Source organism: Flavobacterium sandaracinum, assembly GCF_004349135.1.
GTDB lineage: Bacteria > Bacteroidota > Bacteroidia > Flavobacteriales > Flavobacteriaceae > Flavobacterium > Flavobacterium sandaracinum.
Genome location: NZ_SMFN01000009.1, coordinates 22,839 through 38,065, shown reverse-complemented (window position 1 = coordinate 38,065; position 15,227 = coordinate 22,839). Strand labels below are relative to the sequence as shown.

Annotated in this window: 11 protein-coding genes, 1 pseudogene and 1 CRISPR repeat array (1 of these 13 only partly in view); of the genes and pseudogenes, 9 read left to right on the top strand and 3 right to left on the bottom strand. The window is 30.3% G+C overall.

The features are described 5' to 3' along the window. Nucleotides 1-123: direct repeats of the CRISPR family, unit length 46 nt; unit sequence GTTGTGAATTGCTTTCAAAATTGTATTTTAGCTTATAATTCCCAAC (it extends 3,335 nt beyond the left edge of the window). A gap of 117 nt (nt 124-240) precedes the next feature. The 3 genes from cas2 to cas9 are packed head-to-tail and all read right to left on the bottom strand — an operon-like array spanning nt 241 to nt 5,520. Beyond that, complete coding sequence (gene cas2, locus E0F91_RS09140) at nt 241-588, bottom strand: CRISPR-associated endonuclease Cas2 (RefSeq protein ID WP_132066196.1); 348 nt, start codon at nt 586-588, stop codon at nt 241-243. Further along, on the bottom strand, nt 581-1,477 hold the full coding sequence (cas1, locus tag E0F91_RS09135) for a type II CRISPR-associated endonuclease Cas1 (RefSeq protein WP_132066194.1): 897 nt from the start codon (nt 1,475-1,477) through the stop codon (nt 581-583). The genes cas2 and cas1 overlap by 8 nt, the downstream gene beginning before the upstream one ends. A 2-nt stretch (nt 1,478-1,479) precedes the next feature. Next, nucleotides 1,480-5,520, bottom strand: coding sequence for a type II CRISPR RNA-guided endonuclease Cas9 (gene cas9 / locus E0F91_RS09130; RefSeq protein ID WP_132066192.1), 4,041 nt, complete (start codon nt 5,518-5,520; stop codon nt 1,480-1,482). A gap of 548 nt (nt 5,521-6,068) precedes the next feature. Between cas9 and E0F91_RS09125 the strand changes: the two genes are divergently transcribed. The 9 genes and pseudogenes from E0F91_RS09125 to E0F91_RS09085 all read left to right on the top strand — a co-directional run bounded on the left by E0F91_RS09125 (nt 6,069) and on the right by E0F91_RS09085 (nt 15,179). Next, entirely contained in the window at nt 6,069-6,575 is a 507-nt protein-coding gene (locus E0F91_RS09125; protein WP_132066190.1) for a hypothetical protein, read from the top strand. A gap of 1,125 nt (nt 6,576-7,700) precedes the next feature. Beyond that, entirely contained in the window at nt 7,701-8,336 is a 636-nt protein-coding gene (locus E0F91_RS09120) for a hypothetical protein (RefSeq protein ID WP_132066188.1), read from the top strand. A gap of 285 nt (nt 8,337-8,621) precedes the next feature. Then, the gene (locus E0F91_RS09115; RefSeq protein ID WP_132066186.1) at nt 8,622-8,915 is read left to right on the top strand and encodes a hypothetical protein; all 294 of its coding nucleotides are present in this window, start codon (nt 8,622-8,624) and stop codon (nt 8,913-8,915) included. A gap of 120 nt (nt 8,916-9,035) precedes the next feature. After that, on the top strand, nt 9,036-9,782 hold the full coding sequence (locus E0F91_RS09110) for a hypothetical protein (protein WP_132066184.1): 747 nt from the start codon (nt 9,036-9,038) through the stop codon (nt 9,780-9,782). 727 nt (nt 9,783-10,509) lie between these two features. Next, complete coding sequence (locus E0F91_RS09105; protein WP_132066182.1) at nt 10,510-11,538, top strand: hypothetical protein; 1,029 nt, start codon at nt 10,510-10,512, stop codon at nt 11,536-11,538. A 184-nt stretch (nt 11,539-11,722) separates the two neighbouring features. Further along, nucleotides 11,723-12,553, top strand: a pseudogene (locus tag E0F91_RS09100) (IS982 family transposase). A 194-nt stretch (nt 12,554-12,747) separates the two neighbouring features. Next, nucleotides 12,748-13,782 carry a leucine-rich repeat domain-containing protein gene (locus E0F91_RS09095; RefSeq protein WP_132066180.1) on the top strand — a complete coding sequence of 345 codons (1,035 nt, stop codon included), beginning with the start codon at nt 12,748-12,750 and terminating at the stop codon, nt 13,780-13,782. Between the two features lie 173 nt (nt 13,783-13,955). After that, entirely contained in the window at nt 13,956-14,471 is a 516-nt protein-coding gene (locus E0F91_RS09090; protein ID WP_132066178.1) for a hypothetical protein, read from the top strand. A 198-nt stretch (nt 14,472-14,669) separates the two neighbouring features. Then, on the top strand, nt 14,670-15,179 hold the full coding sequence (locus tag E0F91_RS09085) for a hypothetical protein (protein WP_132066176.1): 510 nt from the start codon (nt 14,670-14,672) through the stop codon (nt 15,177-15,179). Nucleotides 15,180-15,227: the final 48 nt, after the last annotated feature.

Sequence of the window (15,227 nt, the reverse complement as noted above, 5' to 3'; positions counted from 1 at the left end):
CGTTGTGAATTGCTTTCAAAATTGTATTTTAGCTTATAATTCCCAACATTAAGATTCAATCCATAAGCAAACTGATTGTTGTGAATTGCTTTCAAAATTGTATTTTAGCTTATAATTCCCAACATACCTCGACCTAATCGTTTGATATGTTGGCAGTTATGGGTTTGTTTTGAAATTAAAAAAAAGAAGTGTTTATATGTTGTTGTACAGTGAGTTATACTTTTTTCTAATCCTGTTAGATTAAAACAACTCTAATTGTTGCGAAGGTTTGTCTGTTTCTACCAATTTTTTTCCATAAAAAAGCTCCATCATCCCAAATTGTTTATCGGTTATTTGCATGACGCCAATTTTGCCGTGTTCGGGTAAGTTATTTTTTATTCTTTTAGTGTGTACTTCCGCATTTTCCCTGCTGGCACAAAATCGCATATAGATCGAAAATTGAAACATAGAAAAGCCGTCGTCTAATAATTTCTTACGAAATGTACTGGCTATTTTGCGCTCTTTGCGCGTTTCCGTAGGAAGATCAAAAAATACTAATATCCACAAACTTCTATATTGATTTAAACGGGTGTAATGTTCATCATACATAAACGGGGTATAAAATTTTCCTTGCCGTTCCCTCAAAACATTCGTGTAAGGAATGTGTGGTTCTGCTCATGGCCACCATCAATGGACTGTTTTTTCCGTCAATAAAAACATCTATACTGGCTATACTCAATAATTGTTTTTTAATGTCAATGGTCAATTCTTCAAAAGTATCTTCAGTTTCCATGATATGGCATACAATCAAATCTACATACGGGCGATACGGTTCCATAATATCATCAGCAAGGCAATACGCATTGTATTTGTTGCGATGAAAAATGCCTAAAGTGGGCAGCATCCCAGAACTAACAATAGCTCGTGCGGTAATAGCCCTTAGAATGGCATAACCATAATTCAACAGATTATTAGGGGCGATTCCTTTTTGTCCTCTAGTAAAATTTTCTATTTTGATGAGGTTTGGCCAATAATATACTGCAGCTCTGGATTCGTGATTGAGTGCATCTCCCGAAGTAACTTCTTTTGCCCAAAGCTCCATTTTTCGGCACGGGATTCCTTTTTCTTTCAATATTCCAGCTTGGTTCATAATTTTGGAACTAATGGTTTGCTGCCACAGATTCTTTTTGAGTGGAGCAGAAGCATTAATTTGGTTTTTGAACCGTTCGCTTTGTTCGGTATGTCCGTTGAGGGGCATTAGCAAACCAATAGGCAGGTGATATTGGTCGCAATTGATTAATGCTACATTGTTGTGAATTAGTTTTTCTAATAATCCATTAGTAATCGTGATTTGTTGATTTTCCAGAACGATAACACCAATATCTTCAATAGCCACTGTTTTTGTTTCGTGTTCCTTGTCAGGATAAGAGATTACTATTTGCTCATTTTTAGTGCTCAAATAAGCAGGATTGCCAAAGAAAAGGGTTCTTTTTATCATAATTAATATTCTCCAAGTTGAACAATTTTACCTAAATGATTAATTCTAACTTTAACAATTCCTGATAAAGGAGAGGTACTTCTAATATTTCTATACGTTATATCTTTTAATTCGTTTTTCTCTTCAATGATAGTCTCTAAATGATGTCTAAACATATAATTTTTAGTTGCAATTTTCTGAACTCTAAATATATTGGGACTAATCAAATAATAGTTATTTGGGTTTTTTAAATCAATCTCTTGAGGATTAAAAGAATCCGTCGGAAATATAAAAAACTCATTTTGCTTCATAGTAAACATAAATTCCCAACCGTGTGCATGATTTTTATTGATAATAGATAATCCTAAGTTCTGACGAACTACAGCATCATAAAAAGAAACTACTTCTTCTTGTAAATTTCCTTTCCCATCTTTGTAAATTGCTACATGATGGTTGTTTCCAGTACTGACAAAATCTACTGGAATTGGATTGCCTTTTTCGTCAAAAATTTCATTTCCAAAATGATCTTTTTTAGTATGTAACGCTTGTGCATTACTCACGCCACTAATAGTTACTCTTTTTATGGCTATTCCTTTTTCTTTGTTTTGCCAAATAGGATTTTCATCTAAATTGACAAAAGCTTTTTTAGGATCATTGTTATATTCGTTCAAACGATTTTGAAGAATAGTTTTTAATCCAATGTCAATAACTTTGTCGATTTTTAAATCGGGAGTAATATCTTTTCTAATGGTATAATTATCTTCAAACCTAACCATTTTAACTTTTTCAGGTACTACTTCTGTGTTTTCTGGATCCAAATAAATAGGATTTTTAGTCAGGGCATTTTTCCCTGTGAAAGCTTTTTTCGGATCGTCACTGTTTTCAAATAATCGAACCAATAATGCTTCACGATATTGTTTTTTTGCTACTTTACTGATATATTCAGCTGTGAAACTGGCACTAACTTTTTCCTCTTTTGTTGCGTATAGTTGCAGTTTTCCGTAAACGGTTTCTTTATGTAATTGTCCACGAGGTGTGAGTTGAGTTTTAGGTTCTGCCCAACCACCTTTAATTTTTGTTCTGTTTTTATTATTGGTAACTACTTTGTTTTTGGCTTTGTAGGAAATCAAAATACTTTCAAGTTGCTTTTTAGCTTCTTCCCTAAAGTTTTTCATAGGAGCTATAAAACGCAATTTATTATTTTTGTCTCTTTTTAAATATTTAGATTCGATCCCTAAAATAGAGCTTCCTTTTTTAGTATTTATATCCCGTGCATTCAGATTATTTAGATATTGAATATAAGCGGGTTTAGTAAATGCAACCGTTATGGCATCCATGGCGTGATGGCGATGGTCGTTTCGTTTAGTCCAATCCAATATTTTGTATAAACGTTCTCCGTTTTTACCTTCTTCCTCTTTTGTTAATCCCAGTTTATGATATTTGTCCCAATTCAGCTCTTTCATCACTTCAACAAGTTCCCAATCTTCACGTAATTTGTCGGTTACGCTTCCAATCGTTGAGGTTACATTTCTAGAAACCTCCAAAAGGATTTCTTTGGCTTTTTTGGCTATATATTGTGTTTCTCTTAATTGTCGGTCAATAAAGCCTTCAGGAATATCGCTGTCTGCCATCAAAAGTTTATTCTGCTTCGTTCTACTTATTTTACCAAATAAACTTTTTACTCTTTTTTCGAATTGGTCAAAATCTTCAGGAGATAATTTGTCTTTTAAAAAAGAATAGGCTGTTTTATTGCTTTTGTCAATATTCAACTGACGTTCACAAATTGTTTTGTTAGAAAAACTATCGTCAAACAAGCGCGATTTTGGAATTATATGTTCAATATCATATTCTTTAGAAAATAATTTGGATGGCTCAATAGGTTTTCCAGTATAAAGTGAAATCCCATCTGATTCTTTCCAAAGTTTATAACGAATAATGTCGTTTCTGGTTACACGATGGATTCCAAATTCTGTATGTAATAATTTTCTAATTAGTTCGTGTTCGGCTGTACTTTTATTAATAGCCTTAGTCATTTCACTACGTTGTTCGTTGTTGTTTTTTAGCTCACGAGCTAATTCCACACGAATTTCATCTGGTTTTCCCATTGTTGGGTCTGCAATTATGGCATTAATCACGTTAATCATTTGATTAAGGATTTTCTCTACCACTGGATTTCGCAAACTGTTTTTCTTTAGTAATTCTAGGGTATCTTTTAGAATTCTAATGTCATTCGCTTCTTTAGTTAATGATGAGGAATGATTATAACCTGAAAGGAAACAAGCTTGGTCATAAATTTGTCCATCCATTAAATGAGGCAATACTTTTTTGATTGCTTTTGCACTCAAACTACCGTAATCGGCTTGAAGATTTATATTTAAAAGAAAAGGAACGTGATTTTCTTTAAAATTAAATTTGCTCATTAAACTTTTTTTCAAGGTTTCATCCTCTTCCGAGGAGTACAGTAAATGCCACAATTGGTAATAGGGCTGTTTATCAAATTCATTTCCCTGAATGGTTGGATCAAAATCGAGTATATTGGTATTGATATTTAAATTTTCAAATATTTTTACAATAGCTTCTTTAATCTCAAAAGAGCTCATCTTTGAGAAATCCATTTCATAACCTTCAACTTCAAGTAATTTTTCAAAAGCTTTGTAAAGTACCGTATTTGTTCTGTTTCCTTCTATTTTTTTGAAATTAACGGAATGGCTGCCTTTTTTCAATTCGCAAAAATCCATCAGTTGGATGTCAGTCATTCCATCTTTAAACTGAAGTACTTCGGCAATTTGTTTTTTTAATTCTTCACTTAACAAATGGGGTTCTTTAGTAGTTTCGTTTTTAACGACAATATTATTCAAGTTTTGCCAAATTCTGAATTCTTGAAATAAAGGAGATGATTTTGGAATAGCTTTATGTCCTTTTTCAAATTCACAATGGCTAATCAAATGTTTCTGAGATTTCAATTTTCTTTGATAAAAAATGGTAATATCTCTAACTTCTGATTTTAGCTTATCGTTTAATTCAGGATGATATTTGGCTTGAGTTTCCCAGATTTTTTCAAATTCATCTAAATAATCTTGGCGGTAAAAAACTTGGTTTTTTAGTTTAGAATGTGTGTTGTTTTGGAGTTGTTTGTATTGAAATTGTCCAACAGTTTCCTTGTTGAAATATAGCTCTTTACTGCGGTCACTGATAGCTCCAAGATAACCGCTTGACTGATTTATTTGATTGTTGATTTCAGTAATGATAAATGCAATAACTTTTAAATCAAGTTCATTTGCCAAAGCATCGTTTCTCCATTTGTAATGTTGCAATTTGGTTTCTTCTCGTGAGCCTTTATTTTCAGTAAGTTCTATTTTTAATATTTTATTAAAATGTTGAGAAGTTTGCGTCCTTGATTTCCCCCGAATATCTTCAAGTAATTTGCTATTTATACTTTCAGGATGGAATTGTTTCTGAAAATGCACGATTTTTTCTAATTCTTTTTGCAAATCGGAACGATAGAAATCAGGAATGTATTTTCCGCCATTTAACAAGGAATTATAAACCCATTGCCCTGGAGTGAGATTATTTTCGAAAAGTGCGGTAGCAATTGCCATTCCATCAATTGCTTCTCCCTCCTCGGCTGTTTTTGCTTTTCTACTGCTTTTATAACCTCGCTTTTTATTCAGCATCAAAAGAACTTTTACAAATTCTTCTTTAGTAACGGCCTCCGTTGCTGATTTAGCTCTTAACCTATATGATGAAAAAGTAGTTTCTTTTCCTGTTTCTGCATAAATAAAAGTGGAAGAAATAAACTTTATTTTATTAAAAGATTCCAATAATGCATCTCTTCTTTGTTTGAAACGTTGTAAACCTCTTCTCGCACCTCGTTTTAAAGTTCTATCGGCATTAATAGAAATCGTATTGCCTTTTTTAAAATCGGCTTCTTCGTCTGTTGTAAGAGGAACAATGCGAACGCCGGTATTTATTATTGATGATGTTTCATTATCATTTTCAGCTTCATTAATAAAAGACCATCCAATAGATGTAGTTCCTAAATCCAATCCTAATATTTTTTTCATTGTATGTATTTTGTACTTAAGTCCATTGCATTATAAAAATAAGTGCTAATATAAATATAAGAAAATTAGCATCCTTACGGGAAACCGTAAACGAATATCAAAACTTTTGTTGTATCATTGCATTACAATTTTGAAGCAATTCACAATAAGGATTATTCCGTTGTGAAAACATTCAAAGCGGCCCCACAAGGGTCGCTTTTTTATTGAGATTTAACTCAGTTTTTTACGGTCAATATCTTTATAGACGATAATGCACAAAATCAAATAAAGTCTTTTGCCTATCAACTATTATTAATTTAATGAATCTAAATTTACCACGACAGTATCACGTACTATTGTTTCTATGTTTCTAACGGTGATAGATAATACTTCTTGATTTTTTTCCTTTTAGCAGCTAACATGTAACTCTTTTTTAAAATAATTTTAATTATTGAATAAATCTAATACTTTTACTTTCGATTCATTTTAGTTTTATTGATTGCTTTTTACCTTGTATCTTTGTGTAACTTTCACCTAAAAAAATCCTTTTTTAAACTGTAAATTATAAAATGGAAAAATACATACGTCAATTAATTACAATACAATTTGAAGACAAAAAAGAAAATTTTAGTGGTTTTCTAATTGATTGGACGGAAGATTGGATTTTACTGAAAAATAATCCGGTCGATTTTATAATTGATGGCTACACGATCTTGAAAAATAAAAATGTGAAGGCCATTATTCAGGACAAAGATCATGAATTCACCGAAAGGGTAATTAAATTTAAAGGGTTAAAAACAAGTGCCGAAGAAATAATTCCGCTACAGGATTTGTCCTCCATCATCCACTTTTTAGCCAGTAAGTATACTATTTTTCAAATTGCGACTAAGTCTGACAAAGCGGTTTATTTAGGTAAACTCATAGAGCTAAATGAAGAAGAACTTGTCATCGATTTTTTAGGAACAGAAGGACAGTTTGACGGTGAAATGAGTTTCAAGCCCAAGAAAATTAGAGTGATTGAATTTGATACGGATTACATCAATTCGTTGAAACTAATTGTTGACGAAGACAAGTAAAAGTGAGTACTTGTGACTTACGTATTACTTTCATTAGACTTTATGCAAAAAATAGTTCAGAGGAGTTATCCAGCTGCGAAGTAAATAGGGGAGGCCAGCTTTTTTTGATAATAGCAGAGACCCGAAGAACGTACATTATTTATCTAATTCTATTTTGTAGTCTCGAAAAATCTATAGTACCTCAGCAATTAAATCTGACGAATAGGATATAGCAAAAAAAGGAGGCCTTTTAAAGGGCCTCCGATTGTAGATTTTGATTCACCATTTATCAAATCATGCCGTTAAGTATGAAATAACTATTTGAATAAGCTTCTCTTCTCAGATGGTTTTACTCAAGTGATCAATCAAAACCACACTCAAAGATATAACTAATAAAACAATAATAAATTGATAATAAGTATTTTAACTTTTATTTAGAATATTGTTTTTGATGGGTAGAGACTTTAAATTTTTGACTTTAGCTTTTGGATTTATTATGGGTTTCCTATTCGAAAATTATCAATACCGGGCTAATAGGTCCCTATCGTCAGCGTATATTATGATTAAACTTTGCCCTTAGCGTTGAGAAAAATAGTGATTGATTTTTTTAGCCTACAAGCTGCAATCGATTTTTACCTTGGTGGATGAAAATCTAGTAAAACAGTATGTGGAAGTTTGGCTTGTCATTTGGTAGCTCTAAAAGCGGTTTTTAACGCTTTTCAGTAATTGCCTTTTTTTTAAGAGCCATTAACCAATTTTTCACAAAGAATTTTAATTGTAAGTTTAAATCCCATATATTTACTCGTTGCTTAACGGTAAATGGGAAGTTTGAACGCTTTTATACCAACACTGTGGGAGCAACAAATAGCAAATTTTAAAAACAAGCAGTAAAAAAATAGCCTATCCAATTAGGGTTGCTGCCTTATACAAAATGAAGATTTATCCCTTGCAATTCCTACGAATAGGTTAGAAAAGAATACTGTCTGTTAAAAACAAAATACTTTAGTTTTCAATAAAAGAATCTATCTTTTACAAACAAAAGATAAAAGCGGAGTAATAATCTGGCAAGAGATTAAAGTAAAAAAATAAAATAATTACAATAGTAGGGTGACCTAAAACAACACGTACGCATTAAAAAATTAAAAAATGATGAGAATACTACAAACAGCCTTGTTCTTTCTGACCTTTTCCTGCTACAGTCAGTTTGTTGAAGACAATGAAATTAAAATGATTTCAGCTTATGATCATGCAACATTTGGTTCAAAAGAATTTGTAATGGAGACTTTTCAAGGAATTGAAAAATTAAATATTAGTTTTTCAAATACTACAAAATTAATGGATAAACACTTCAAGATTATAATACGCAAGTATAAGAACGGGAAAATTGAAAAAGATAAAGTCGTGATTGATACTAGAGTGGAAGGACTTCCCAAAATTGGAAAAGAATTTAAATTTTCTATTATTACACAGCACATTTTGAATAAGGAGAAAATTGCCTTTTTCTTTTCAAATTTTTTTAACAAGCAGATTTTTGAAATAAACAAAAGTTTTGATGACGGTACATTTTTACTTCGTGAAGTAACTGGCGGTGACGGAAAAATTGATTTTCAGATTGGTAAAGAGACGCAGATTGGGTTAATAACACCACCAAATAATGATCCTGGAAAAGGTGATTTAGGATATTGCGAAGTTTCAAAGGGTACTATTGATGTGAAAGAATGGTATAAGACCTATAAAATTTCTGAATTTTTTTTAGTGTATCTATTAGTTGAAAATAAATAAGCTTTATGAATACGCGATTAGTTGCTTTTAAAGCTTGAAAATCAACAATAGTTTCCAGCATTACTGTTAATGTAGAAATTTTGATAAAGTAAAGAGATGATAGCAATGCTTAACGGAATCAAAGGCAACGTTTGTCAAGGGTTTTTAGTTGTAATAAGACCACCTCTCAGTTAACCCAACACGTACAATTGGAGATTTCCATCTTTTAAATAAATATGGAACGAAAGTTCAAATAGTTAAACATAATACACTTTCGTTATCAAAGATAAAAGACCAAAAAACACCATGAAATACTTATTTATCTGTTACTTATTATTGGGAATGATTAGTTTTACTAGCAAGGCTCAAACTATTAACCCTGATATTTCCGCGAGAGTTGATACTTCGAAAGTTGTTGTGAAAGCCGTATACCAACTGTACAAAAATTATTTGAATTCGAGGCCCGACAGTATTTACAAAAATCCAAATTGGAAAGAAGAGGAAACGGAATATTATTTAAAAAGTAAGATTTTAAGAGTTGACAGAGCAGCTAATCTAATGTTCAACTATTACAAGTCAAATCAATACTTGGGATATTAAATTCCTAAAATACTGCAGATAGACAGTATTGCAGTAAACAGATACCAGATAAAAACAATTTTTGCAGTAGCCAATCCAGATCAGGAATATAAAAAATTTACACCGGATTGCATTACAAAATTGTATGCAGTCAGAAACTCACAAGGTGAATTTAAATTAGAAAATGTAATTTCGTATGACACTCGAAACTGGAAAAAATACCGTCATAAATTTATAAATTACATTGTGCATCCAGACTGTAATTTTAATAAAAAAGAAGCGGAAAAAGCCATTGCTTTCTGTGAAAAAATTGCAAAACAATTTAAGATTAAAATACAGCCATTTACTTATTATTTAGTGCCAAATTCTGACGAGATGGGTAGACTTTATAATTTTGAGTATTGGATGTCGTACATGGGAGGTCAGACCATGACGCCTTTAAATGAAATTTTCACCTCTTACGGTTCTGAAAATTATCCGCATGAATTTGTACACATGTTGTTTCCGTATCAAAAAGATCCGCGCCTTCATTGTCCTATGATCATTAATGAGGGGCTTGCTACCTGGCTTGCAGGTCCTAGTGCAAATGAAACTTTTGAGGAAGCTCTACAAAGTGTATCTAAATCATTTCAAAAGAAAGATAGAATTACTTTTGAAGATATAATGACGTTTCAATTTAGAAATGAGTTTGATAATAATATCTTATATGTTATTGGAGGGGTTATTTGTAAATTTGTATTTGAAAAACACGGTCAAAAAGGAATATGGGAACTATACAATTGCAACAAAGATAATTTTCAATCAGTCCTAGAAAGAGTCTTTGGAATGAGTTACAACGAGGTGGAGAGATTAATTATAGCTTACATCAAAAATTATTCACGTGTTTAAATTTTAAACTGTCACCGAGAGTATACCAGTTGATTCTGTTCACTGCTGCAGAATTAAATTGTAGATAAGGTGTTTTAATTCAAACGATTAGAGAAGTAATGGACGGTGCAGTGAATAGCGGCGTTTTAGAAAATAATTACTTTCCTGCTTGCATTTTTTATGAATAAAAATAGAATAACTTATGAAGTTTCCTTTTAAACTACTTTTAATTTTCGTTTGCTATAACGTCTTTTCACAAGCAATTTATGATGGTCTGAAAATGTAGGGATTTAAGTTAAACACAATAGTGACAAAAAAATTAGATAAAAGAACAAGATGCTTCATTGAAAAATAGAGCAAAAAATTATGTTTTCAAATCTTCAAAAATAAAATTCAGTGATTGGCATGACTATTTAAAATTAGATTGGACACAATTTAGAGATGATGAAAGGCTAAAACAAATTATAAAGCCAACTGCATGCTTGTATGAGTTTGATTAAGACTAAAGTTGTAGTTAATTTTTTTTGATAATTTAAATATCCTGTATTTTACCATGTTTTACTTAAAAACAACTTTCTTTGTGAAATCCGGTTAAACTTTCGTTAGCATTGCGATAAATTTTTTTATTTTAGCTTCGTTATGAAGTAGCTTTTTAATTTTATGAAAATTCACAATGAAATTATTTTTTTTTCTCTCATTTTTTCTCTCAGTTCCGTATGGTTATTCTCAAGAAAAAAATAATTTTTTTTTGAATTATACTTTAAAAAGTGATCACAATACTGCTGTCTTAAATAAATTTTATGAATTCATCAACGCTACTACAGAAGATAATGGTATGAATGCTTTTTGGGGCGACAGTAAATATTTTAAGCATCCTGAGGATGATTTTTTAGATGTCATTAAAAATGCGAAAAATCATAAAATGACACTTTTATCGATAAACAATATTGACGATCATAGAAGTTTAGTGAAAGTTGCATGGATTAAAAACAATAATAATTTTGGTAATCTTTACGCAGTCTATAACTTTATTGCTTTTAACAACAAAAATGAAATCATTTTTGAGAATGTTTTAGATCGTAATACAAAAGATTTTAAAACATTTAATGTTAATGAAATAAAATATGTTATTCATCAAGACCATGAATTAAATAGGAAAACAGCAAGAAAAATGGTAACCTTTAATAAAAAGATGGCACTTTTTTTTGAAGAAGATATAATGAAATTTACCTATTTGTTGAGTAAAGATATGAAGCAATTCAAGGAAATTAGAGGTTTTGACTTTGATAGCATGATGGTTGACCAAAATCAAATTGGTGGTGAAACTTTCCCTGCGGATAATCTAATTTTTGCAGGAAATGATTCCGAATTTTACCCGCATGAAGTCGTTCATTTATATACCTATCAACATTTTCATAAAATTCATAAAATAGTAGATGAAGGTTTAGCTACTTACTTTGGAGGTTCAAAAGGAATTAAATTTGAGGATCATATTTTAAAATTAAAAGAGCACTTGAATGAAAAGGATTTAAATGTTTATGAAGAGCTTTTTAATAAATCAGAACACTATATTTTGGATGACACAACCTCATTGTGGTACACTATAGGTGCCTTATTATGTGATATAACTTTAAAAAAGTATGGTAAAGAAGGTTTGTTTAATTTGATGAACTCCGGTAAAACGAATGACGAGCTGCTACTATCGTTAGAGAAAATTTTTAAAATAAAGAAAGCGGATTTGGACGGTTTTATAAAGAGTGAACTGAAAAATTATTAATAACGCTATTGTTTGAAACGAGTATTTATATTATTTCATTTATTACTGTCATAATCTTATGATTATTAAATACATAGTTGATTAATAAAATAACCCGTTGGGTGTAATTATTTGGAATAAAATAAAGTGATTAGATATTGGTCAAGATGCTGAAATTTAGTATCTTGAAGTCGCAAAACACCCAATATCTAAGTCAAATAGAGTAAAAAATTATTTTAGAGTTTTAGAAGTTATAAGTTCTTTGAATGGTAAATTAGAGCATAAATCGGATTTTGGCAGAAAACAAAAAATGTCTGATTTAAGAGTAGTTGCATTGAGTTTAACAGCTGGATTTATGTCTATTGATAAAGAGAATTCCTTATTCAAAGAGATTGATAAGCAACAAATTCCTAATTTAATTGAGCGAAGTCAGTTCAATAAAAGAAGACGAAAATTATTTTTATTTTTAGAGGAAGTAAGAATAAAATTAGCATCTAGGTTTTTAGAATTTGAAGATTATTTCATCGTGGATAGTATGCCTTTGGAGATTTGCAAATTTGCACGTCATAGAAGAATTAAAATCTGTAAAAATGAGTTTGAAACTGCTCCTTCAAAAGGTTTTTGTGTTTCTCAAAACAACTGGTTTTACGGATATAAATTGCACGGAGTTTATTCTATAAATTAAGTTTTTCAATCATTGAATATTACAAAAGCAGAAGTTCAAGACGTTCATTTTTTGCAAAACATAAAACAACAAATGTCTGATTGTGTATTGCTTCGTGATAGAGGTTACTTATCTCAAAGCATTCAATTAGATTTGTTTCAAACTGTAAATATCAAATTTGAAACACCAAAAAGAACTAATCAAAAAGATTACAAGCCACAACCTTATATCTTTAGGAAATCAAGAAAAAGAATTGAAACATTATTTTCACAACTATGCGACCAGTTCACAATTAGAAACAATTATGATAAAACTTTTGAAGGTTTTAAAACAAGAATTTTAGCAAAAATAACAGCATTAACATTGGTTTAATATATTAATAAATTCGTCTTTGATACATCTATAAATAATATTAAAAATTAAACAATTTAATTACACCCAACGGATTAAAATGTATATTTGAATGTAATACGCTACTAAGTAGCGCCTATCCACCCAAAATAAGATCTATATGCGCTACTTTGTAGCGCATATACACTAGTTATATGCCATTTTAACAACAGACTATGAATTTACCAAGTTTAAAAAAAGAAGATAAGTGGGGAAATTTTAGCGGTAATATCAATATCTATAAAGACTTGGTTGAGCCAGATATTGAAATACTAATTCAAGAGAAAAATATACACTCATTACAATTTTATTCTTTTAAAAATCCATCAGAAAAAACTTGGGAAACTTTAAATAAATTTTATGAAAAATATCCCGAAATTGGGTTGACGATATTTTGGTACGACACAATTGACTTTGCTTTCCTTAATAAAATTCCAAATGTTAGAAAATTTGGAGTAGACTCATATTTAACAAAAGAATTTAAACCTATTGAAATCTTATCGCAACTTACTAAACTTCATTTAGGCGAAACGAAATCAATTGCAATTAATATAGATTTCATCAAAACTTTTAAGAATTTAGAAATTCTTAATATAGATGGGATGAAAAAGGGAATTGAAAACATTAAATATTTGACACAAATTAGTTCTCTGAATTTAAGGGGAGTAAAACTTAAAAATGTAAATTGGATTAGCAATTTAGAAAAATTGAGGCTCTTAAAGTTAATGTTTGGAAGTTATCAATCATTAGAATCTTTATTTGAATTAAAAAATTTAGAATATTTAGGCATAAGTAGAGTGAGACAAATTGAAAGTTATGACTTTTTGAATGGTCTTATCAATTTAAAATTTTTACACTTTGAAGGTTTAGCAACTATGGATACTTTGCCAAGTTTTCAAGGATTAAAAAGTTTGAAAAAAATACAAATCCAAAATTTATCAAAGATAGAAAACATCAAAGAAATTAAATCTCTCGAAAACCTTGAAGAACTATTGTTTATATTCCCAGAAAATTTTAAAGCATCAAACAGAAATTTATTGCTAGACAAACTATTTGAGATTGCTTTAAAATTACCTAACTTAAAAATGACAAATATTTTGTTTTGGACCGAGCATAAGAAATATAAAGCTTTAATTGACAAAGGTGTAAAAGTCTATGAACATTCGAAAAGTAATTACAAACAAAATACTGAAGGCGGTTGGGTGCTATAAAAACGGCATATAACAGCCACTACAACGGATTTGGGCATTTGGCTTAATGGAAAAATGGTCTTGTATTTGGGATGATTTGGTAAATCCGAAAATAGGGCTTAATTTAGTCCCAAACCCGCTGTAGTAGCGGGACGTTGGCAGTAATGGTGCCAAAAAGACAAAATCAAACAAAAATGAATATGAAAGTATTTTTTTTCTTTATATTTTTATTGTTAGTTTCCTGTGTAGCTCAAAATGAGTTTGGCATTCATAGATATAGTAAATCAAAATATAAAATTGAAGCAAATACAAACGATGAAGCGTATTCAATTATTGATACAAATTCTATTTATAAATTTATCAAGGATAAAAGAATAAATGTAAGTCAAGGTTCTGTTCAACCCTTTTATTATAAATTTTATTCCAATGGAAGAATTGCTTGGTTTGATAGTTATTTGATAGATTTTAAAAAAGATCCGACACTCGAAGCTAAGAAAGCTCATATGGGGTTTTATAATTTTAATGGTAAAGATTTTATTGTCCAGTTTTATAATTCTAATATGAACGCAGCAGAATTAACAAATGAGATACTGTCTGTTCAAAATGACACAATGATTTTGACAAAAACCTATACAGATGCAGAAATAAAATCATATTTTTTTAAGGAAATTATTCCAAAAAATGTCAATATAACAAAACCAGATTGGTAGCATCCTGTATCAATCGCCTGAAAACCACTACTGCCAGTAGCCACTACAACGGATTTAGGCTATTGGCTTAATGGAAAGTTAGTTTTGTATTTGGGAGGATTTGGAAAACCCGAGTAATGGGCTTAATTTAGTCCTAAACCCGCTTTAGTAGCGGGACTTCATATGGAATACTATAAAAATCCTGTAAAAAAGAAGAAAATGAAACAAATAATTATTTTAATTTCAATATGTTTCTTAACTAGTTGTTCCTATAGAAATGAGTTTGGTAGAGACAGAGTGAAATTTAACATAGAAAGAATAAAACCAAATACAGACGAAACTGTTTATAGAATAATAGATACTTCGAAAATATATTACGAAATTTCTATAACAGACAATTTCAGAAAACCAGTAAATTTTCCAGGTTACAAAGCAAATTATTTAAAGTTTTACAAAAACGGCAGAGTTGCTGAATTTAGCGATGTAGATTTTGAAGACGAAAATTCTTTTAATCCAAAAAAAGCTAAAAGTTACTTGTATAATTACAAAAAAGAGAAACTTATAATTCAAGTTTATTTTAAAAATCCACAATGTGGTCAATGTTTTATAAAAGAAAAATTCAACAGAATTTCAAATGATATTTTTGAATTAGAAAATGATGGTTATATATCAACATATAAAGCGATGGAAATGCCGAAATCGTTTCTGAAATTTAAACCTGATTGGTAAGTACAGCATATAACAACCGTTTCTCGCAATTACGAATTTTGTGGTAAA